The organism is Ulvibacter sp. 2210JD10-4, assembly GCF_058148525.1.
Window position 1 is genome coordinate 65028 of record NZ_JBYVJZ010000005.1, and the last position, 22293, is coordinate 87320.

16 protein-coding genes and 1 pseudogene are annotated in these 22293 nt (G+C 35.6%); 9 read left to right on the plus strand and 8 right to left on the minus strand.

The window, feature by feature from the left end:
* Positions 1-8: 8 nt before the first annotated feature.
* Complete coding sequence (locus tag ACY2RT_RS12150) at positions 9-515, minus strand: MarR family winged helix-turn-helix transcriptional regulator (RefSeq protein WP_490156191.1); 507 nt, start codon at positions 513-515, stop codon at positions 9-11.
* A gap of 281 nt (positions 516-796) precedes the next feature.
* Here ACY2RT_RS12150 and ACY2RT_RS12155 point away from each other — a divergent pair, with 281 nt between their 5' ends.
* Positions 797-1570 carry a LytR/AlgR family response regulator transcription factor gene (locus ACY2RT_RS12155; RefSeq protein WP_490156192.1) on the plus strand — a complete coding sequence of 258 codons (774 nt, stop codon included), beginning with the start codon at positions 797-799 and terminating at the stop codon, positions 1568-1570.
* A gap of 2 nt (positions 1571-1572) precedes the next feature.
* On the plus strand, positions 1573-2685 hold the full coding sequence (locus ACY2RT_RS12160) for a sensor histidine kinase (RefSeq protein ID WP_490156193.1): 1113 nt from the start codon (positions 1573-1575) through the stop codon (positions 2683-2685).
* Positions 2686-2792: 107 nt separating this feature from the next.
* Here ACY2RT_RS12160 and ACY2RT_RS12165 read toward each other — a convergent pair whose 3' ends face one another.
* The 5 genes and pseudogenes from ACY2RT_RS12165 to ACY2RT_RS12185 all read right to left on the minus strand — a co-directional run.
* Positions 2793-3545 (minus strand): carbonic anhydrase family protein, encoded by a 753-nt coding sequence (locus tag ACY2RT_RS12165; protein WP_490156194.1) that lies wholly within the window; start codon positions 3543-3545, stop codon positions 2793-2795.
* Between the two features lie 2 nt (positions 3546-3547).
* The gene (locus ACY2RT_RS12170) at positions 3548-4201 is read right to left on the minus strand and encodes a DUF2490 domain-containing protein (RefSeq protein ID WP_490156195.1); all 654 of its coding nucleotides are present in this window, start codon (positions 4199-4201) and stop codon (positions 3548-3550) included.
* Between the two features lie 196 nt (positions 4202-4397).
* On the minus strand, positions 4398-4688 hold the full coding sequence (locus ACY2RT_RS12175) for a hypothetical protein (RefSeq protein WP_490156196.1): 291 nt from the start codon (positions 4686-4688) through the stop codon (positions 4398-4400).
* A gap of 315 nt (positions 4689-5003) precedes the next feature.
* Positions 5004-7442, minus strand: coding sequence for a DUF3179 domain-containing (seleno)protein (locus tag ACY2RT_RS12180; RefSeq protein WP_490156197.1), 2439 nt, complete (start codon positions 7440-7442; stop codon positions 5004-5006).
* A gap of 192 nt (positions 7443-7634) precedes the next feature.
* Positions 7635-8342, minus strand: a pseudogene (locus ACY2RT_RS12185) (YifB family Mg chelatase-like AAA ATPase); the annotation flags it as partial.
* Between the two features lie 235 nt (positions 8343-8577).
* On the opposite strand from ACY2RT_RS12185, the gene ACY2RT_RS12190 reads away from it, so the two are divergent.
* The 3 genes from ACY2RT_RS12190 (at position 8578) to ACY2RT_RS12200 (ending at position 17133) form a co-directional block, all read left to right on the plus strand.
* Positions 8578-12072, plus strand: coding sequence for a hypothetical protein (locus tag ACY2RT_RS12190; RefSeq protein ID WP_490156198.1), 3495 nt, complete (start codon positions 8578-8580; stop codon positions 12070-12072).
* Between the two features lie 20 nt (positions 12073-12092).
* On the plus strand, positions 12093-16322 hold the full coding sequence (locus ACY2RT_RS12195) for a DUF6443 domain-containing protein (protein ID WP_490156199.1): 4230 nt from the start codon (positions 12093-12095) through the stop codon (positions 16320-16322).
* 394 nt (positions 16323-16716) lie between these two features.
* Positions 16717-17133, plus strand: a complete 417-nt coding sequence (locus ACY2RT_RS12200) for a hypothetical protein (protein WP_490156200.1) — start codon at positions 16717-16719, stop codon at positions 17131-17133.
* A 147-nt stretch (positions 17134-17280) separates the two neighbouring features.
* On the opposite strand, the gene ACY2RT_RS12205 is transcribed toward ACY2RT_RS12200, so the two are convergent.
* Positions 17281-18138 carry a DNA adenine methylase gene (locus tag ACY2RT_RS12205; RefSeq protein ID WP_490156201.1) on the minus strand — a complete coding sequence of 286 codons (858 nt, stop codon included), beginning with the start codon at positions 18136-18138 and terminating at the stop codon, positions 17281-17283.
* A complete protein-coding gene (locus ACY2RT_RS12210) occupies positions 18095-19261 on the minus strand; it encodes a type IV secretory system conjugative DNA transfer family protein (RefSeq protein WP_490156202.1) in 1167 nt (388 codons plus the stop codon). The genes ACY2RT_RS12205 and ACY2RT_RS12210 overlap by 44 nt, the downstream gene beginning before the upstream one ends.
* Positions 19262-19611: 350 nt before the next feature.
* Here ACY2RT_RS12210 and ACY2RT_RS12215 point away from each other — a divergent pair, with 350 nt between their 5' ends.
* The 4 genes from ACY2RT_RS12215 to ACY2RT_RS12230 all read left to right on the plus strand — a co-directional run bounded on the left by ACY2RT_RS12215 (position 19612) and on the right by ACY2RT_RS12230 (position 22169).
* A complete protein-coding gene (locus ACY2RT_RS12215; RefSeq protein WP_490156203.1) occupies positions 19612-20577 on the plus strand; it encodes a tyrosine-type recombinase/integrase in 966 nt (321 codons plus the stop codon).
* A gap of 63 nt (positions 20578-20640) precedes the next feature.
* The gene (locus ACY2RT_RS12220) at positions 20641-21021 is read left to right on the plus strand and encodes a type II toxin-antitoxin system PemK/MazF family toxin (RefSeq protein WP_490156204.1); all 381 of its coding nucleotides are present in this window, start codon (positions 20641-20643) and stop codon (positions 21019-21021) included.
* Between the two features lie 427 nt (positions 21022-21448).
* The gene (locus tag ACY2RT_RS12225) at positions 21449-21658 is read left to right on the plus strand and encodes a hypothetical protein (RefSeq protein ID WP_490156205.1); all 210 of its coding nucleotides are present in this window, start codon (positions 21449-21451) and stop codon (positions 21656-21658) included.
* Positions 21648-22169 carry a hypothetical protein gene (locus ACY2RT_RS12230; protein WP_490156206.1) on the plus strand — a complete coding sequence of 174 codons (522 nt, stop codon included), beginning with the start codon at positions 21648-21650 and terminating at the stop codon, positions 22167-22169. Before ACY2RT_RS12225 ends, ACY2RT_RS12230 begins: the two co-directional genes overlap by 11 nt.
* The last annotated feature ends 124 nt before the right edge of the window (positions 22170-22293 follow it).

Sequence of the window (22293 nt, forward strand, 5' to 3'; positions counted from 1 at the left end):
ATTTTTTGTTAAAAATTGCTTTTTATAGAGAGTGTGATTTTATTTAAAGTATCCTGTAATAGTGATATTTCAATTTCAGTAAGGTGTTTTATGGCAATTTCTCTATTTCTCTGAATAATTGGAATAAGCTTCTTAAGTGCAGTATTCCCTTTGTTTGAAATTATGAGATCAGACCTTCGGCGGTCTTTGTGATTTGTAGTTCGTGTTAAATACTCCTTTTTAACCAATAGGTCAATCATTCGAGTGATAGAAGCATAATCTTTAAATATTAGTTTGGCAATTTCTATTTGAGATATGTTGTCATTATCCTTGATCACTATCAGAATAAGAGCCTGATCCAAGGTAATATCACCTATTTGTTCGGAAATATTTTTTTGACAGAATTTACGGTATTCCTTTATTGTTCGCTCTATTGTATAAAAGATAGTCTTTGTAGGGCTTATAAATTGTGAAATCTCTTCTTTATTTGATATACTAATTTTTGATACATCAAATATGTGATCTGGTGAATGCATCTTTTTCTTTGAATTTTTAAGAAAATTAATGTTAATACTAAATACTCAGCATTAGTTTGTTGCGAACGGGTTTTAATTTTCAATGAACTACCTATATTTTGCTTTAATTGAAGAGTAGTACCTAAAAAAGCGGATAAAGATGCAGGGAGACTATTTTTTGACTTCAACAGCTAAAATACTGTTTTGAATTGATTAAAAATGGTTTTAGAAATAAGTATTCGCCTTATCTTTAACATTTAAGAATAGTATTTTTATGCTTTAACTTCATAAATCATCTTTCAGTGAAATTAACCTATTTGATAATTGATGATGAACCTCTTGCCAGAAAGAGGCTCTATAATCTATTGAAGAAAATACCTGAATTTGAATTACTGGAAAAATGTGGGACAGGGAAAATGGCTGTTCATCTTATTAATGAGATGAATCCTGATATAATCTTTCTGGATATTCAAATGAAAGACATGTCCGGGTTTGATGTCTTAAGAAGTATAGACTCAAAAAGAAGACCTATGATCATCTTTGTGACAGCATATGATACATATGCTGTAGAGGCTTTTGAGTTTTTAGCTTTTGATTACCTCTTGAAACCTTTTCGGAAAGATCGATTCATTACATCTATCAATAGAGTTCTGGAACATTTCAAAAACAAAAATGAATCGTCAAGGGACAATAAAATAGATCGTTTATTAAAACATCTTGAAACCTCTTCCGCAGAAGAAATCTCCATACGTAAAAAATTACCTGTTAAATCGGGGAACACAACACTATTTCTTGATTTAGAAGATGTCAAATATATATTGGCATCCGGAAGCTATGTAGATGTTTTCTTGAATGAAAAAGTTTTTACTCATCGTCTTTCACTAACAGATATTTTAAAAGAACTAAGTACCGGTTCTTTTTTAAGGATACACAGATCCACAATAATCAACTTAGATTATATTGATAAAATAATTCATTCAAATTATGGCGAAATCGATGTTAAAATGATCGATGGAAAATTGTTTAGAGTGAGTAAAGGTTACAAAAAGGATTTTCAAAACATAACCGGTATCTAATAATGAAGAAGTTTATAGACTTAAAGCTTTTAAAATACCTGGTACTGTTTTATACATTATTTACAATTATAAATTTTTCTAAAAAGGCCTACCTAAAAATAAATGGAGAGAGTTTTCTAAAAAGGACCTGGTGGGAGTTATTGACGTTCAATATTTTTTTGGACTGGGTCTTTGTGTTAATATTCATGATCATCATGAGTTTTCTAACTAAAAAGATGTTTGAAAAGGGATATAGCTGGAAAAAAATTGTTGTAATACATATTTTCTTTTCATTTTTTATAGGATATTTTGTTTTTTTCTTTGCCGGGTTAATTGGATTTATCGCAGGAGACTATACTGTAGAGAATGGCGGGTTTCTCTATAACTTATCCATATATCATTTTATGTCGATCATTGAACTTAATTTTCTAGCCTATTTTGCTATGATCGGAATTATAAATGTATATTATTATATTAAGAAAGTAAAGAATATTGAGCTTCAAAAATCCAAGTTACAGGCCCAACTTTCCGATACTAAATTGAATATGTTAAAGGCTCAATTACATCCTCACTTCATATTTAATACACTAAACAGCATCTCATCATTAATAGAAATTGATACTGAAAAATCTCAAAACTTAGTAGCAGATTTTGGAGATTTATTTAGAGATATTCTTGAATTCAAAGATGAGAACACAATTCCACTGCAGCAAGAACTAAGTTTATTAAATAAATATATTGATATTATTTTAGTTCGTTTTTCAGATCATTTGGTAATAGAACAAAGAATAGAGAGTGGTCTTGATGATGCACAACTTCCTACTATGATTCTTCAGCCTTTGATTGAAAACTCAATAAAGCACGGGTATTCATATAACAAAACAGAATTAAAAATTAATTTGATCATTTTCAGAAAAGGACGTTTTCTTCATATTAGGATCGAAAACAACGGAGAACTTTTAACATCTCCCTTTAAAGATTTATTAGGAAAAGGAACCGGATTATCTAACTGCAAAGATCGATTTCTAACACTATACGGAAATAATTATAAATTTGAGATCAAGAATACAAATGATAATAAAGGTGTTGAAGTTTGTATTGCAATACCTTATAAAACAAACAACCAAACGGTATAATGGATCCGGGTTTTTGACTAGGTTATTACTCAGGCCTGGTCTTGAAGGTTCTTTCCTGCCGACAAGAATAGAAAGCGGTTTGAGCAAATGCCCAAACCGCTATTATTTTATTCTAACCAATTTACTTCACCGGTATCCATATCATATACAGCCCCTACAATTTTAATTAGTTCGTTATCTTCCATTTCTTTCAAAATCGGACTGTTAATTCTAATTTGATCTAAAGTGTTTTTTACATTATTTTCACATACCATATGAACAAATTCTTCATTTTTAGCATTTCTTTCTCCTGTATAATCTACACTTTCGACAGCTGGTCGTATTTTTTGAAGCATTGGTGTAATGTTTCCTAACTTCACATCATCAACTGCAGCCTTAACTGCTCCACAATGTTCATGACCCATCACCAGAATTAACTTAGAACCAGATACTTTACAGGCAAATTCCATACTTCCCAAGATATCCTCATTTACAAAATTACCTGCTACTCTTGCAACAAATAAGTCACCAATACCTCTGTCAAAGACATCTTCGACCGGAACTCTACTGTCTACACAAGACAAAACTATCGCTTTAGGAAATTGTGAAAAGGTACTATTTCTAACTTGTTTAGAATGGTCTCTAGCTGTAAGGTCATTATTTATAAAACGAATATTCCCGTCTTTAAGAATTTTTATTACTTCATCCGGAGTTAAAGCTTCTTGTTGTTCTTTAGTTAATACATCTTCTACAAGGGGTTGAAGAGCCATTTCTGTTTCTTTAATATCTATTTCTGCAGAATCGGATTTTTTTTCTTCATTACAGGATGTATAAGCGAATAATATAAACGCTAATACCAATATTTTACTTATTTTTTTCATAATTAAAAATTTAAAAAGGTGATTATGTTAATTTGATCCCTGTTAGCATTGTTTAGAAATTGATTCATATAGCCCAATTCAACTCGTATTAATTTATTGAATCTATAGCCCAGACCTCCAAAAAGACGGTTTCTATCAAAAACATTCTCTTCGGTGTTTAAAAATATTTCATTGTATGTCGTAGCATATAGAGCTTTATCAATCATTTCTTTTTTATTTAAGGGAACACTTAAGCCTAATAAATATCGAAAGCGCATCTTAAAATTTTCTTCAATAAAACGTTGTTCAATCCGATATCGATGTTGTATATTAACTCTTCCTATTTGTTGTTTGGTTATAAACTGTTGGAAAATTCTATGTTCATTTACGTCAGTCTTGTCGTTGTTAGTTTCGTCATAATTCTGACTTAGTATATAGGCATAACCGACTAGTACGTTGTTATTATCGGCTAAATTATATCCTAATCCTGTCCTTAAAAGTAATTGCTCTAAATCTCCAATTGCATTATAATTACGATATTGAACTTCGTTATGCCAATTTATCTTTTCATTGATTTTTTTGTTTCCAAAAAACAAGAGCCAATTTCCCAAATCACTATTCTGGGAATAACCCATAAATGGAAACATTAATAACATGAGTATTTTCAGTTTTTTCATTCGAGTTTTGTTTTTCAAATAATATTCAACACAATAGCCAAATAAAAGGATGGGTAATAGCTGCTTACGATGCTTAAAAGCAGGTCATTTTTAAATAATTTTATAGCTAGAATAAAGCCACAGCCCTTTTAATATTTCTTCAATTAAAAGAAGGTAATTATCAAATTGAACCTATTTTTTGGCAATTAAAACGGAATTATGCTGTGTGCTGTTCGGGAGGAGGAGAAACTGTGCTTATATATGGTTTAGAATTATGTAGTAACAGATTATCGATTGTCTTTTTTTTAATTACTGTATGAAGTGACGAACCCACATTTGTTATTTCGAAGTTATTCACTTCTGAATCTTGCATAGATTCTTTTTCTTCACTTATATCCATAAGTAGGATAATATCAACATGATTATTAATTTGTATGAATATAACAGGAAGTGTGGCCAATGAAATAGTCATTGTCAATATTAAGAAGGTTATGGTCTGTTTTAACATTTCAATCGTCCTTATATAACAGCCACTAAAATAATATATAATGAATACTATTTTGTTAAATAAAAATTAAAAAACATTAAACAGTTTTCTGTCTGGAAAAATATTGAAATTGAAATAAACAAAACCGTTATCTCGCCGGGTTGTGGGTACTACCCACCTCCCAACAAAACCACATCTGTTATAGTATATAATATGTCACTATTATTTGTCATAATTAAAAGAGAAGCTTTTCCCTAGATGAGAGGTTTTTTGCAATAAATGATGATTGTATTTTTTTAAAATGAAACATGCACACATAATGTTACTGTGATGCAATTAATAGATGATTCTAGTCTCTGGAAAAACATTGATCCATGCAAACCAAAAAGCCTCATGAGCGGGAAGTCTCAACAGACGATCTCCCTCTGGGCCAATTAGAGCATCTTCTGTGACTACCCATTCTTCGCTTTTATTGTCCAGCAACCTTCCATTCTTATATGATTTGAAATGCTGGTCATCAATTCCATATGCACGGCTGGCTCCATTACTTTCAGTGATGATTAAAATTTTCTGCTCTTCTATCTGATCCTGATAAATTCTTTTGCGTTTTAAAAAATCTACGGAAATAGCTAATGGTTGTGCTGCAAAATTTTTCGGACGGGGAATAAATACTCTGGTTTTATTGGGCAAACGCTTGTCAAGCCTTACTACTGGAAACATCAGGTTGTCATGTGCAAAATACTCCTTATAGGCTTCTCCCTTGTCATAATTCCTATCATGCCCGGTTTCAATAGAGAGCACCTTAGTATTTGGGTGTCTCAGACGCCAATCTCCCCAACTAGTAGTTTCTACAGGTAACGTCGTTAACTCAATATTCTGATCGACCAGAGGTCCAACAACTGGCTGACCCAGGAAAGTACTCCATAAAGATTGAGTAGCTTGATCATACATTAGTTTATTGGAGCGATAGAGAAAACCACTGGTTCCTAGTTTATGCTTTACTCCATTGAATTCATTATCATATATTATAACTGTCCCGCAGAGCGTACAATACACCACTGTAATGGATTGTTCACCTATTTCATCATTAAGGAGTTCATGCCATGCAAGAATACGTTTTGGATAAGCACGAGCCTCTCCATTAATGACTAAACCAAAAACAACATCAGTATCTGTAAGATAAGAGGCTTGACTTGCCAATATCGATTTAGGCAAAATTAGTGACGGGATACCGTCCTGGCGTACCCCTCCCCAAATGATTTCATCCAAGCGAATTTTAGCTTGATTACCTCTTTTATTAAAGTATTGATAAAAAGCAGGGTCCAAAGCACTATAGAGGTATGCTTTAAAATCCGCATAGTAGTTCCCATAATTGGGTGGGTCATTCCACAGCGATTGGATGCCATTAAAAAAATCAGCTTTAATAGCTGGTACATTTTCGTCTAATAAAGATCTAATTACTTGCTGTTGCCAATCGTCCTGACTTAACCTCAAAATATCAAGTAATGGAGCTAAATAAATCTGAGACCAATTATCTTGTAAAAATTTTAATGATTCTTCCTTTTTTATTTTATCAGGTCCAATGAGGTTTTGAAAAATAGATAAGGTGTCAATCGGTTTTGATGCTAACACCTCTGTATTCATATCCGAATTTACATTGTAGTCAATAGGTACGTTAGTAGCCAGACGCTGCTCCGCCCAATAGCCGTATTCTCTAACAGCCGATTTATTGATGATATTCCCTCGATTATCAAATAACAGATATGGCTCGATATTATACAGTCGAGAAACTGCATTTTGTCTATTACTACCTAGTGATTGAGTGCTACTAGACCCAAATGCTTGCTGTTCTGCAGAGGATACACCAACTTTTACCTGATCAGCAGAAGATACTTTTAGCCCAATATGCTCAACCCTCAAAATTTCCGGAAAATATAATCGATACCCTCCAGTGACAGAATCAGTGTGGATAAGCGTACTTGGATCTGATGGCATCGGGATCGTCTCAAACTCTCCGTTTTCATATCTTTCAAATGAAAGTTCATAGCCAAGGCCTTTTAGCTCAGCTTTGTTGGTACTTTCCAATAGACTTCTTAAAAAGTGTGGTATGCTTTGAGTATAGTGTTTTTTCCTTCTATTAATGTATCGAGTATCATTAGCTTCTGCTTTGTCAATAAAATGGGCATAGCCTTTATAATAAGTAGAACCATTCTTTTCTATTGATAACTCCTCAAGCCAGAAACGAATAGTATATCCTAAATAGTCATTTTCGATATGTAAGAGATCCATCGCCTTTGCCGACAAATTTTCATTCTTTTCTTCGAATTGCAATACCTCTGGATTCAAGATTTTACACTTTGAGGCAGCTTTACCTTTCCCCAATAGTGTTTTTTTAAATCTTCTAAAATTCCTCTTCCATTTGTTATTATTTTTAGCAGAGAGTACAATCTCATTTAAGTTTTCATTTTTACTCTGCATTTCTATTGTGAAACCTTTCTCAAGGCTGTGATAATGCTCAGAACTGATTATTAGCGTTTCGTATAACAAATGTGTAATAATTAGTTCTTGAGTATTGTGTCGAGAAACTTTAAGTTCAAAGTAGCCATTGATATCACTTGCCGTGCCAAGACGGGAGTTATTTATGAATATATTGGCATCTGATATTGACTTTTGGGTTGTTTCATCAACTAGCCGAAATTGCAATTTAACTTGCTGGGAATAAACCAATTGCATGCAATTGAATCCAATCAAAAAGAAAAACAATAGCCGTCTCATTTTTCAAGTATGGTATTTATCTTTCATAAGATAGTCGTTAAGACTTGAGAAAGCTTTCCTCTAATCGAGTTTTTTTAGGTTCAAAAAATGGTTCTTTTTTCCTTTCCGATTACATTTTCTCTATCAATACAAAAATCTACTAACAAATAGTATTTAATAGCAACGATGGAGTGAGTCGCACGTTAGATAATTTCACCCCAACCAACCATCTCTGTCTAAACTTCTGTACTGAATGGCTTCGGAAATATGATCGCCAGTAATAGCTCCTGAAGCATCCAGATCGGCGATGGTACGTGCTACTTTTAAAATACGATCGTACGCTCGTGCCGAAAGATTTAGCTGCTCCATAGCTGTTTTTAGTAATTGCATGGAAGCATCATCCAGCTTACAAAATCTTCGAATCTGCTTCACACCCATTTGAGCATTATAATGGATTTTGTCAAATTCCGCAAAACGCTCTGTTTGTAGCCTACGAGCTTTTGTGACCCGTTCCCTGATCACAATACTCGCTTCTCCCCTTCTGTCTTCACTGAGCTTTTCAAAAGGAACGGGAGTGACTTCAATATGAATATCAATACGGTCCAGTAAAGGACCTGATATCTTACCCAAATAACGTTGCATTTCGACAGGTAATGAGGTCATGGGTGCGTCCGGGTCATTAAAGTACCCGCTGGGACTGGGATTCATACTTGCTACCAACATAAAACTGGAAGGATAGGTTACTGTAAATCTTGCCCTGGAAATAGTTACATCGCGGTCTTCTAACGGTTGTCGCATCACCTCTAACACACTGCGCTTGAATTCGGGTAGTTCATCCAAAAATAAAACTCCGTTGTGCGCTAAGGATATTTCTCCGGGTTGGGGGTATTGCCCTCCTCCTACCAAAGCTACATCTGTAATTTTTTAAAGAGGAGGATGGGAGGTATCCATTATCAAAAGTATTTTCATTTAGAAATTTGAAACTTAAAGGATGAAAAAACATTTTAGTTTATGACATTTATCATATTTTTTTGAGAAAAAATAGATAACTTTGAACATCTCCCCGTTGAATTAAAATAGCATATTGATGATGTTAAGGTGATATGCCTTGGCTATTATTGGTATTGTTTTGTTGTACATTTTAAACCTCATTTCTATGAAAAACCTCCTTCTTTTTTCAGCTTTGCTGTTATACAGTTTTTTTTCTTTTTCACAAATAACCCTTGGAGAATCTCACCTCCCTATTGTCCCGCAAACTCCTGATGTTGCTTCAATTATGAAGTACGAGGAAGTTCCGGTATCTAAAAATTCCGGGATTCCTCAAATTGGAATTCCAATTTTGACCATTCCTTTAGATGATATTTCAGTACCGGTTCGACTTAGCTATCACTCAGGAGGTGTTCGTGTAAATGAGGTAGCTCCCTGGACAGGACAGGGATGGAATATTATTGCCGGAGGAAGTATCACCCGAACGGTTCGACATTTAAGTGATGACCATCAGTACGGATACATCAGAACCCCTTTTACTACCTCGGAGATTTACGATGCCTGTGTTAATGGAAATGGTAACTGTGTCGATTTTACCAATACCAGAATCAGAAACCAAACTCTGGATTTTGAACCGGATGTTTTTAGTTATTCAGCTCCCGGAATCTCCGGAAAATTTATGTTCAACCAAGTACGAGATACCAATAATCCATATGGAGAAATAAAGTCTTTTCCTAAAACGGATAACAAGATAACTGCATCCTTCAATAGTTATCACAATATTACCTCCTGGGATATTACCGACACCAATGGAAACGTATATCATTTTGTTGAAGGGAATATTTTAGATACGACAGATTCATATACGTTGGAATCTGTCGATAACCTCCCGCAGGATTACCCTTTTGAACCTGTTACCCCCAGTTATACCCAGACATGGAACCTCTCAAAGATAACCTCCTATTCCGGTGAAGAGATCATCTTTGGCTACTACACGGAGGATACCTATACGGATTGTACTTTTTCCGGACAATCCAATGCGCATAATGTAGATACAAGTCAGGCAAACAATCTTAAAACTACCTATGTAGAATCATCAGGGAAATCAAGACAGTTATATTCTATTAGCGGAGAATTTGGACATATTAACTTTATTCGGTCAAGTTTAACTAGAGAGGACTATCCCAATGGAAGATCTTTAAAATACATCCAAGTTTTTAATAGCGAAGATGCTTTGGTCAGAAAGTATGATCTAAACTATTCCTATACTACAGCAGCTAGTTATCCAAGCTATAATATATATGGTTGTGCAGGAAGTGTGACAGGAACCTATTTGTATGATTCAAACAATCAATCGGCATACTTGCCTTATATGAAAAGAATGTTCCTGGATGAAGTGGTTGTTTTTGATAATAGTTCACAGGAGAGTTATAAATATACCTTTGACTACTATAATGATAATCCACTGCCACACCGAAACTCCTACGCTCAGGATTTTTGGGGCTACTACAATGGAGCCAATAATAATAACACTTTGCTCTTTAATTATTCTAAAAAATATACAAACTACCCCTATCGCCACATTGAACAGGATTATGCTCAATCGGGTTTGCTAAAAAAAATCACCTACCCGGAAGGGGGTTCTACCAAGCTTATCTATGAGAACAACAGGGCAACTACGGTATCCGGGAACGCTTTTGGCTTCCGTTTGGTTCCTTCAGATGAAAAAGTGATTAATTTTAACTCACGAGAAGATGATTATGAATACGTAGTTGACTTTTCAGAGAGAAAGTACATATTTAGGAAACCACTTATTTTGAACGGACGAACCTTTTTGCTTGATAATGAAATGGAAGGTTTGACTGCGCACAGAAGAGCGGTCTTTTACTATGCTATTGATCAGGTTATTGATCATAGCCAACACTTCGCTAACATTTGTTTTACCGACCCCGGTAGTACTCCCAATTATGGAGAATGTTCCTATTGGTTAACCATAAGAAAAACAGATTTAGACCCTGAAGCATTTGATAATGAGAGTCAAATAGATATGAGTAACATTACCTACGATACAAATTTTACTCCCATTCCTAATTTACTTAGTGATGATACTGAGGAGAGTCGTTTTCTTCGTACCGGAGTTTATGTTCTGGAATTTGAAATTAGAAACGAAGTAAGCCCCCCAGTAGTCTCTAAATTTGAAATTGATGATGATCTGGTAACCTTCGATGTTAAATGCAGAGTTGCTAAAGATGAGATCAACTTCTATGATAGTTACAATGAAGTTGAAATACCTGTTGGAGGTCAGCGCATAAAGAAAATTGAAGAATATACCGATGCAACTACCCTGGCAAAAGTAAGAGAGTATAAATATGTTTTAGAAGACTCGGTAAAAACAAGTGGAAGGGTCTTAAGGGTTCCTTATTTCATAGGTAGAGATGCCCAAGCTATTACTGAATCTTCCATGGCAGTTGTTCCCTTAATTACCACTAGTGCGGGTAATGTAAATTATACAAGGGTTACCGAGGATTTTGTAGATAAAAATGACAACAATGTAAAGCTTACAGGAATTAACACGTATCGATTCTATGAATTACCACAAGTTTATATAAACCCTATGATTCCCTTTATGGAAGACTGGCGGTACGGGGCAGACCGGAAGACTGAAATACCCCTAAAGTCTTTAACCGAAAAATCATACAATGACAATTTTGTGTGGATGAACCCGGCTGACCTCTCATCCTTCCACTATGCAATACTCCCGCCAACAACGGTAATACCTTATAGATTTAGTCTAATGGATAATTTGTTGATAACCCTTTTTAACACCAACTATGAATACCATGGTACCGATTTTTATCAGCTTCAGTATGGACACTTAACAACAACACTTGAAGTAGAAAAAACATATTATAATGATGATGTGAACAGGGTTGTTACTAAGCAGACAAATTACAACTATGATAATGCTTCTTATTTACAGCCTACCAGTATAGAGACAACGATCAACAATAATGAAAAGGTTATCAAGAAGTTCTACTATCCACATGATCTTGTTGGACCAGGAGAGGCCTTTGCCCAAAATCTCATTAATGAGAACAGGGTTAGAACCCTCTTAAAGGAAGAAACTTACGTACAGGAAGGAACAGATCCAATGGAACTACTCAGTACCCAGAAGATAGATTATAAAAATTCGAATGGACTGATACTGCCAGATAAACTTAAAACCTCCAAAGAGGCAGGTTCATTGGATACCCGTTTGGTATTTAATAGTTATGATGATGACGGAAACCTTCTTGATTCATCCAAACCAAATGGTGTGCACACCAGCTATATCTGGGGATACGATGGCCAGTATTTGGTTGCAAAAGTAGAAAATGCCACCTATGCCCAGGCTACTGCTGTCGGTATTGGCCTTAATATGACCACCATTAATGATCCGGCAACTGAAGCAGCTTTGCAAACAGAACTAAATAAGATACGAAGTGGCTTGCCCGATGCCCAGGTTACTACCTATACGTATAAACCGCTTGTGGGTGTAAGTACCATTACAGATCCAAAGGGTTATGTGATGAAGTACAAATACGATACCGATGGGAGGTTAGAATTCATAGAAGATGCCGATGGCTACCTGGTAAGTAAAAACGAATACAGATATAAAGACTAATAACTAAAAAAGTAAGAACCATGAAAAAACTATTGATATTCATATTCGTGTTGTTACCAGTTTTAGTTATTGGACAGACAACCACAGAGAACTATGTCAAAACAACGGCCTATCAAACTGAAACCACCACTGGGAATGTTACTAATGACAACAAAATTGAATCCATTGTCTATTATGATGGAATAGGAAGGCCCATACAAAGTATTGCACAGCGGGCAGGTGGAGATCGTGAAGACCTTGTTACCCCAATTGAATATGACGGTTTGGGTAGACAGCCCAAAGACTATTTACCACTACCAGTTACTCCAAATAGCGGGAACTTTTATGTCCCCCAGACAGGAACCATTCAAGATGAGCTAAAAACCTTTTATAAAACTAAATTCCCGGATGATTTTTATCAACCTCCCTCGCATACTCCGGATTGGGATAACCCCTTTTCTGAAAAGATATTTGAAAATTCGCTCCTTAATAGGGTAATAGAGCAAGGAGCACCGGGAATGGACTGGCGGGCACAGTATTGGGGAGAACATACCATCAAATTTGATTATGACACGAACCTGACAAGTGAGGTGGTTAGTTTTTCTGTAGACCTTTCAAACAATACACCACAATTAGAATCCAATGGCTATTACGGAGCTCATGAATTACATAAAAGAAGAGTTAAGGATGAAAATTGGCTTCCTGCTGATGGCATTTATGGCATTAGCTATCAATACACCAACAAGCGTGGACAGGTGGTGTTAAAGAGAAGCTCTGTTTATGATCCAAACAGAACACCTCAGGATCCAAACTACCACGACACTTACTATGTCTATGATGATCATGGCAATCTCACCTTTGTACTCTCACCTGAGGGTTCAGAGCAGATTGTAGGTAGTGGGGGAGCCCTTGTTACAGGACACCAGACCATTCTCGATAAATTGTGCTACCAATACCAATACGATGATAGAAATCGTTTAACTGATAAGAAACTTCCGGGAAAAGAAGAGGAATTTATACTTTATGATGCTTTGGACAGGCCTGTCCTTACCCAGGACGCTAATCTAAGAGATAGAGATGAGTGGCTCTTTACCAAATACGATGATTTTGGACGAGTGGTCTATACAGGAATCTTTACGGATGTTAATGGAACCAAACGCTCTGATATGGAAACGACTTTAAAGGCACCTACCTATACCAGTGAAGAGAGAACCGTAACCGCCACTTCTATTGGAGGCACTAATGTATATTATACCAACTTTGCCTATCCTACAGCTGATCTGGAAGTTCTTACCATAAATTACTATGATGATTATGATGTAGATATGGGTAACACTATGGGAACCATAAGTCTTCCTGTTTCGTCCTATGGGGAAACTATTTCTAGTGATACCAAAGGATTACCGACAGTAAGCAGAGTACGTGTGTTGGGCACAAGTGACTGGACCGTTACGGCTACCGGCTATGATGATAAAGGACGTGCTATTTATACCCGATCTTTGAATGAGTATTTGGATGCTGATGATATAGTAAGAATAGATCTTGACTTTACAGGGAAGGCCATTGAAACTACTACTACTCACAATATGGGAGATAATCCTATTTTGTATATTTATGATTATTTTTCCTATGACCATATGGGACGATTGGTATCTCATACTCAAAAACTGGACAACGAACCTTTACAACTTATCGCTGAGAATACCTACGATGAATTGGGACAACTGGTAAAAAAAGATGTTGGAGGGGAAACTTACTCATTTGGTTATACAGAGATCACCAATGCCGATATGACCTTTGATGGTAAATTGGTGAAAAACACCGCGACCAATGCTTGGGACGCAGGAGCCAAGACCAAAGGAGAGATCTTAGAAGATGGAGGAGTACACTATACTATCTCTACTGATGACAGGATCACCCAGGTAGGTTTGCAAAAAACCACTAATGGAGGAGGCTGGAACTCCTATGACTTTGGTATTTATCATTCCGATCAGGATACCAATGCCGATAACCTAAAGGATGTAAAACTGATCAAGAACGGTGTACTACAATCCACGGTTGTAGCAGGGTATGAGACTGATGATGCATTCTCTGTGGAACGGGTCGGTAGTCTTATCACCTATAAAAAGGGAGCTGTTACCATTGGAACAGTAACTGATACCGGGGGAGAGAGCACCATTATAGGAAAAGCTTCCCTATACCACAGTACCGCAGAGATAGAAGATTTTACCTTATTTGGTACTGACCTGGATAAGAAATTGCAAAACGTGGATTATACCTATAACGTACGGGGTTGGCTTACTGATATCAATGATGTAGAAAGTGCCGGTTACGGGACTAATTATGACTTGTTTGAGTTCAGGATCAATTACAATAAATTGGAAGGAAACGCTTCAGGAGATAAGCTCTACAATGGTAATATTGCACAGACCCTATGGAAAAGTGTGACCGATGATACGGATATAAGAAGTTATGTCTACAGCTATGATGATTTGAACCGCATTAAGACAGCTACCGGCTATAAAGGTACAACCTTGGCACTCATGGCTGCTAACGATAAACACGATCTAAGTAACCTGGACTATGATCAAAATGGAAACATACTAAGCCTGATCAGAAAAGGGCGCGATGAAAATGGCATTACCAGTGGTGAGTGGGATGACTTAACCTATACCTATTACACTAATAGTAACCAACTCAAAAAGGTAGATGATGCTGCAAGTGATGGAGCTACCTTAAAAGCTTTAGGCTTTAATGACGGATATACAGGAGCAGTAGACTTTGAATACGATGACAACGGTAATATGACCAAGGATGAGAACAAGAATATTACGGCTATTACCTATAACCATTTAAACCTTCCTACTCTAATCACGGTAAATAACGGAACAACAGCCACCATTGGGTATGTCTATGATGCTACCGGTGTGAAATTACAAAAGACACTAACCGATGGAACAGCTACAAGTACATATTATGCCGGTAACTATGTATATTCCGGAAGTGACCTGGCTTCTGCCGAGTTACAGTTTTTTAATCACCCCGAAGGCTATGTAAAACCGGTAATAGTAACCGAGCAGGTAAAAGGGTCAACAAACGGGGTAACCACCTATAGTGCATTTGAGTATGTTTTCCAGTATAAGGATCATTTAGGAAATGTAAGACTGTCCTATACAGATGGTAATCTGGACGGTGCCATCACACCGGTTGATGAGATCATTGAAGAATCTAATTATTATCCCTTTGGCTTAAAACAAAATGGGTATAATAACACAGTTTCTTCAAGTGGAAACTCCACAGCACAGAAAATTAAGTTTAATGGTCAAGAATATAATGAAGACTTAAATCTAAACTTAAATGAAATGTCCTTTAGACAATATGATAATGCATTAGGAAGGTTTAATGTTATTGATCCTGCGGCGGAGCTTACTCAAAATTGGACCCCCTACCGCTTTGGATTTAATAATCCAATATTGTTTAGTGATCCTTTAGGTTTGTGGGAGGTAAAAGATGATGAAAGTTGGTCTACTAATGATGAAAAAGATATCCAAAGATTTATGGATATGTTGGCGTTCGAGAGTGAATTTAATGGAGGAGCCTCAGGAGCTCAAATAGATACTTTTATACAAGAAGAATTTAGAGGCTCAGGAGGTCGATTAAGTAATGGTAGTGCATTATTGGATAGCGAAACCATTAGGACTAATAGAAGAGGGGATTCAAATGGATTTAGTCCACGTCAAGCTGACAATATAAGTGGTCAAGTAGACAAATTTGTTTCTAACCCTTGGAATGAAAAATCTATGGGTTCAAATGGACACTGGGCTTATTCTTATAAATATAATAGAGAACGAAGTTATTACGAAAATGGGGGTCAAGGAATGTCTGGAGCTTCATTATCAGGATTTGTTTTAGGTTTAACAAGTGATTTCCTAAGAAATGATAGTTTTTGGCTTGGAAAAAACATGAAATTTTACGATACTAGTTGGGGAGGCAATGGAGCAACAGGAGGCAAGAATAAATTTGCAGGAAAATGGTCTGCTAGGCTAGGTAGTGTTGGAGCTGTTGTAGGTTTATATGGTATATACAATACTTATGGTGAATACCAAAAAGGAAAACTTAGTAATTTAGGAGCAAGTTATTTAGGAGTATCTGACGCAATCGGTTTCAGAAGTATATATGGAGCAGCTTGGAGCTTAGGAACAGGTATGGGTAAAGCAATTGTAGAAAGTAACTTTTATTTTAATAATGTACACAAAGATATTAATTGGTAATCATGCTGGATATTTTTTATAGTGTTAACTACTGGTTAACAGTAAGAATTTTTAAAAACAAAGATTACCCTGTATTTTCAACAATAATAGTGGTTGTTTTTTATCAGATACTTTCATTATTATTTATTTTTGATTTTATTCTTTTTCAGATTTTGGACAGACGTGATATTATTTTCGAAAGAAATAAAATTTTAGGATTTATTGTAATAACAATTTTGTTACTTCTTAATTATATTTATTTTCATAATAAAGAACGTAATAAAAAAATTCTAAATAAATTTGAAAGCCTGGAAGTAAGAAAAAGAAGATTATATACTATCATATCCATTATATTTATGATAGTGATTATAGTATTAAATGTTTATTCTATTTATTCATTTAAAAATAATATTCAATGGTGGTAATGATTTTAAAAAGGAGTTTCGTTTTATTAATGTTTTTACCATTATTTAGTTATAGCGATTATTCAACATGTCGTAATTTCAGGGTAGGTTCTTTTGCTATAAAGCATAATGAAAAATCTGAAGTTTTCTACTCTTTTTTAAGAGACGAGAATACTCAAATCGAGACAAATGAGTTTGGAGAAAAAGTCTATTATTCAATTGAGTGGATTAACGAATGTAGTTTTATTCAGAAGTTTGATAAAAATAAGATGGAACTTACAGACGAAATGAAAATGATTAACAAGGATGGAGGGATGGTTGTAGAATTATTAGAGGTTGTAGATGATGATTGTATAAATTACAAAGCTTATGTTAAAGAATTTAAAGAAATAAGCTTGATACAAGGAATATTCTGTCGAATTAAATAGAAAATAGATAATGTTCCAAAATAGGACGTTAGGTATTATTAAATCTGCAACAAAAAGTCGAACACTCTTTTTAAGACAGTTTTAAAAATTAAAAAGCACTCAAATTTGAGTGCTTTTTGTATTTAGTTTTAGAGTTAACAATTGTGTTTATATTTTATAATTAGCGGTCAACACTTCCACTTTTCTTTCACGTGGCTTTCCTTCTTGAGCTTTTTTAGCTGAAAGAGGTTTGTCAAAGATTAAAGTGTACCACCCGTTTCTATTTGAAAATTCAGAAAGGATTTTAGAATGATAAGAACTCAGTAAAAACTTTCCCTTGACTTTGGAAAGGGTATTGAGAAGACTTTCGTAGTCGGCTTTAGAGTAGCCTCCATAATGTCCTTGATTGGCATCTATATATGGAGGATCTACATAATGAAAAGCATCTTCTGTATCCCGGCTTTCAATTACTTTGCAAGCATCGGTATTTTCAATTTGTACATTTTCCAATCGCTTATATACATCTTCATTAAAGAGTAGCTTCTTATTCTGGAGGGCCTTGACACGCTTTCCATACTTGTCATATCCCCACGATCCTATCTGACTGGAAAATCCCATATTGGTTGCAATGTAGAATGCCCATGCTTGCTGAATTTTATCAAACAGGTGAGGCATTTTATAAATCATAAAGGCTACACTGTAACTAGCTCGTGAGAACAAGGTCATTTCAATCTTTAGTTTGAGGCGGTTAAAATCTGTTTTAACTACTTCAAAAAAGTTTACTACCATATTGTTAGTGTCATTAATAATTTCAGATTCTACAGGCTTTTTGGCAAAGAAGACCGCACCACCACCAAAAAAAGCCTCCGTATAGATGCGGTGTTTTGGAATTAGTGGCAGGATGTGTTTAAGCATATTTAGTTTTCCGCCATAGTAGGTAATGGGAGTTTTAGGCATAGGTAAGTTAAAAGGGAAGTGAGGTTTATAAGATTGTATCCGCACTAAAGGGAACTGAAGGTTTTCCATTAATCATTAGCTTTAGATAGATGGAATAGTTGGCAAGAGAAATGAAATCTTCTGTTTTAAATATTGGAAAAAACTCTTTTTCCATAAGACGGGCATCGGTGACTCCAAGGCGAAAACACACAATGGTTCCAACATTTCCGAGTACACTTGCTCGAACATCTGGATGCAATTGATACAGAAATTGGTTTGCTAAAATTAGTCCTATTTTGAATTTTCGAATCTGTGCCAGCATTTCTGCAATAAGTTCTGTTCCCGAGAGGGTTTGAAACTCATCGATATACAAAAAGTATGGTGTTCTTTTGCTTTCAGGAATATCAATTCGAGAGAAAGAAGCTGACGCAAGGGAAGTAAGCAGGAGTCCTCCCAAAATATTTCCCACGTCCGCCCCTACTTGCCCTTTGGCAAGGTTAATAATGAGTATGGTGTTGGTATCGATGATTTGACGAAGGGAAAGTTGCTCTTTGTTTTCAACTAAGATTCTTTTGATAACCCTGTGGCTTAAAAATGCTCCGACCTTATTCATAATCGGTAGCAGATCATTGGGTTTGTACTTAGGAAATTCCTCTGTCCAAAAGAGGCGAATCACCTCAGATGTTATAAATTCCAGACATTGCTTTCGATAATTAGAATCGTGAAGCAAACGCAGAATATCAGATAGATTTGCTTTTGGCTGATCTAAAAGGGTAAGCAAAATTATTCGAAGGATATGCTCCATTTTCATTCCCCAAGCCGATTTCCAGTTACGTTGAAAGATTTCTAAAATATTGGAGGCAACCAATGAGCGTTTTGAAACCGATACTTTGCGAAGGGGATTATAGCCATAGGGAATTTCCGGATTGGTTACATCAAAATAGATGAGTTTCCTATCTGGGAAACGCTCTTGTATTTTTAGAACTATTTCTCGGGAAGCATCCCCGTGCATATCCAAAAAAGCAAAACCTCTTCGTGCCTCTGCATCCTGAATCATTAAAGTCTTCAGAAGGGAAGTCTTTCCACTTCCGCTCTTTCCAAAACAATAGAAATGGAACATCCTGTCAGCTTGTTTAATACCAAATAGTTTCTTGACATTTCTAAAATTAGTACGTGCAAAATAACTGACCTCAAATAAGTGGTCGAGGTTCATATAAAGGGGAGAATAATAGTTAGTTAAATAGTATTTATTTTTTGGTGTCCGACTATGTCGGTAAAGAACTGTAACTGTTTGAAAAATCTGTGATAATCTGAAGATTCGCTATTGGCATTTTTTACGCTCTACTTACTACCATTATACCACTGTTGAGATAGGAAAGCCATTAGCATTTTATCAGGTGGCGCTAGCCACCCTTGCTATCATTTTAAAAATGAATTACACTATTATCAGTCAATTAAATAGAAAGAAACCCCGTTGGGCGAAAGCCTCGTTAGTACTTTTCAGGTACTAACTAAAACGACAACGGCGAGTTTATTCATTTTTCTAATTTTTAAATTGGAGATATGAAAGACCCGCTAGATCGTTTTTGGCGGGTCTTTTATGATATGAACAACCAAAAATCAATACAGCTCAAAGAAGCTATAGACACTTACCTAAACTGGAAAGAGTCCCATACTACCTTTGCTTATACAGCATATAAGGGGCGATTAGAAATATTTATGGAGTTTATGACCCCGGAGATCCTACTGAAAAACATTTCAGGAGATCATATTGTTGCTTTCCATAAAAGCTTGGAAAACAAGTACAGCCCGGCAACAATAGCTTATTCAGCTAGAATCCTTAGAAACTTCTTTTGGTTTTGGCACGGCCGTGGACAAACCCATTTCAACCCACAAGAAATTATCCCTATACGATTTGTGAATGCCGATAAGGATATTGTCACTCGTGAAGATTTTGAAGAACTTAATATGGTCTTGGACGAAAGATACCATGACGAGCTTGTTAAAAAATTGGTGTTAAACTTACTTTGGGATACTGGAATGCGGATAAGCGAACTATTGGATATCAAGGTTTCCAATATTAGTAAACAGGGAACTAACGGACTAAGAACTGCGAAAGTCAGAACCCGAAAGAGTATGCGATACAATTTGGTGGTATGGGGAACGGATACCAATGAACTATTGAATCGTTATCTGGGAATACGTCTGTGTATGGAAACACAGAGCGATAAATTACTGATCAATCCCAAAACAAAAAAAGTTTATACTCCAAGAAGCATTCAGCGATGGATAAAGCAAATAACTAAACTTACTTTATTGGATAAGAACATCACTCCTCATAGCTTCCGCCATGGAAAAGCCAATGACATTTTGGACCAGGGAGGCAGTGTACGGGATGTATCAGCAATACTTCGGCATGTTAAACCCGAATCCAGTTTTCATTACATGCAACTCTCACCTAAACGCTATCAGGAAACTGCCGGAAGATTTTTAAAAACAACTGTGGATAATCACTTGTATTGTATTTGATAACATCACTTATGTAACTAGTTTCTGTACTCTCCTTCATGCTTTATATGGTACAATATCGGAATGAAAGATTTTGACTTATGGAATATTCAAAAGAAAGATATTCACAATACAGGGATTAATAAATTTTACCATCAACGTGACATTTGGTGGTGTAATATTGGAACTAATATTGGTTTTGAACAGGATGGAGGGAGTAATAATGAACGCCCAATCCTTGTACTGAGGGGGTTCAGTAAACAGGTGTGTTTGGCAATTCCTTTAACCACTTCCATAGCTTCTAATAAATACAAAATACCTATAGGGGAGGTTAACGGCAAAGAAGCACAAGCAATCATTTCCCAAATTCGTCTGGTTGATACAAAACGCTTCATGGAAAAGGTTGGAGTACTGGATAAACAAACCTTTCAAAAAGTACAAAAAGCCATCAAAGCAATGCTCTGATGGTTTTTCTTTTTCTCCTCAAAAGAGGCGAACCCGAAGGTATTTGTAAGTACAGGGTAACAAATTACCGTTTTCGTGTCAAGCATTTTCCCAATGTTTCCACAGACCATATAATGACGAAAATATTATTTGATTTTAACTTAAAAGTAGATTATACTATAGACAGTACTTTTAGCTATGAATACAGGCCAAAAACCAGTGTGAATTATAAAGTATAATACTTTGTATTTAATTGACTATTTGCGGTGTCTTCCATGAAAGCCCTAAGCAGGGCATAAAAAATTACCTTTTTAAGGTCGTAAAATATATGGTACATGACACCGCCGTCGCAAAACCTATAGTGGGTTTTACGACACACTCATATTCGTTTTTAGTTTGTATTGGGCGAAAGTCCTAAGGTTAAAACGTACGTAAAACTTAATTTAACATGACAAAATTTTATAATGTCGTTAGCCGTAAAACCATTACCAATGATAACAAGGAGCGAGCCATCTATCATAAGGTAGGTGTTATTAAGGTCACCGAAAATGGAGGATGGTTTTTACATTTGTACCAACAGCCCGACACCGACTTTCTCATCTTTCCCAGCCATAACAAATCACTACCAGTAATTGCTTTTGACGACCATGAAGCTTAGAGGCACTACACCCGTACCGAATGTGTTTTTTGATAAGCAAGTTGCTGACTTAAGTGGTTCTGCTATCCGGGTGTATTTAAAAATCGTCCGAAATACGTTTGGCTGGAGAGATGAAAATGGAAAAGTAAAAGGGCGGGACTGGATAGCACATAGTCAATTTGAAAAAACAGGGCTTTCCAACCGAAGTGTAACCAATGGTATTGAAGAATTACTTAAAAAAAGACTAATTACCGTTACTGATTATATTGGAAATGATCTCTCTGACCCTAATAAACGTAAAAAAACAAAACGTGTATTCTATTCCATAGTTCTGAATAACCTTGAAAATTTTGCACTCAAGACCGAAAAAAAGGACCAAACAAAACCGCAAGAATTGCAGACTACAAAAGAAATTTCTTTACAAAATAGGTACAACGCACAGGAGAAAATTTCTGATCACTTACGAATCAATCAAATCAAAGAAGAACAAGAGCGTAAGCAAATTCAAAGGGATAGCTGGTTGTATAATTAGAAGTGTTGGTTTAAAAAGCTAACGCTTTTTATATACTCTTATCCCTTCAATTCAAAAAATAGCCACATTTAGATTGCTTTTTTGCAAACAATACAGTTTTGATACAACAAAAATTATGTAATAG

Excerpts from the sequence above, each read along its gene's own strand:
- ACY2RT_RS12150 (WP_490156191.1), bottom strand. The coding sequence starts at position 515 with ATGCATTCACCAGATCACATATTTGATGTATCAAAAATTAGTATATCA.
- ACY2RT_RS12160 (WP_490156193.1), top strand. The coding sequence starts at position 1,573 with ATGAAGAAGTTTATAGACTTAAAGCTTTTAAAATACCTGGTACTGTTT.
- ACY2RT_RS12165 (WP_490156194.1), bottom strand. The coding sequence starts at position 3,545 with ATGAAAAAAATAAGTAAAATATTGGTATTAGCGTTTATATTATTCGCT.
- ACY2RT_RS12170 (WP_490156195.1), bottom strand. The coding sequence starts at position 4,201 with ATGAAAAAACTGAAAATACTCATGTTATTAATGTTTCCATTTATGGGT.
- ACY2RT_RS12175 (WP_490156196.1), bottom strand. The coding sequence starts at position 4,688 with ATGTTAAAACAGACCATAACCTTCTTAATATTGACAATGACTATTTCA.
- ACY2RT_RS12180 (WP_490156197.1), bottom strand. The coding sequence starts at position 7,442 with ATGAGACGGCTATTGTTTTTCTTTTTGATTGGATTCAATTGCATGCAA.
- ACY2RT_RS12190 (WP_490156198.1), top strand. The coding sequence starts at position 8,578 with ATGAAAAACCTCCTTCTTTTTTCAGCTTTGCTGTTATACAGTTTTTTT.
- ACY2RT_RS12195 (WP_490156199.1), top strand. The coding sequence starts at position 12,093 with ATGAAAAAACTATTGATATTCATATTCGTGTTGTTACCAGTTTTAGTT.
- ACY2RT_RS12200 (WP_490156200.1), top strand. The coding sequence starts at position 16,717 with ATGGTGGTAATGATTTTAAAAAGGAGTTTCGTTTTATTAATGTTTTTA.
- ACY2RT_RS12205 (WP_490156201.1), bottom strand. The coding sequence starts at position 18,138 with ATGGAAAACCTTCAGTTCCCTTTAGTGCGGATACAATCTTATAAACCT.
- ACY2RT_RS12210 (WP_490156202.1), bottom strand. The coding sequence starts at position 19,261 with ATGAACCTCGACCACTTATTTGAGGTCAGTTATTTTGCACGTACTAAT.
- ACY2RT_RS12215 (WP_490156203.1), top strand. The coding sequence starts at position 19,612 with ATGAAAGACCCGCTAGATCGTTTTTGGCGGGTCTTTTATGATATGAAC.
- ACY2RT_RS12220 (WP_490156204.1), top strand. The coding sequence starts at position 20,641 with ATGAAAGATTTTGACTTATGGAATATTCAAAAGAAAGATATTCACAAT.
- ACY2RT_RS12225 (WP_490156205.1), top strand. The coding sequence starts at position 21,449 with ATGACAAAATTTTATAATGTCGTTAGCCGTAAAACCATTACCAATGAT.
- ACY2RT_RS12230 (WP_490156206.1), top strand. The coding sequence starts at position 21,648 with ATGAAGCTTAGAGGCACTACACCCGTACCGAATGTGTTTTTTGATAAG.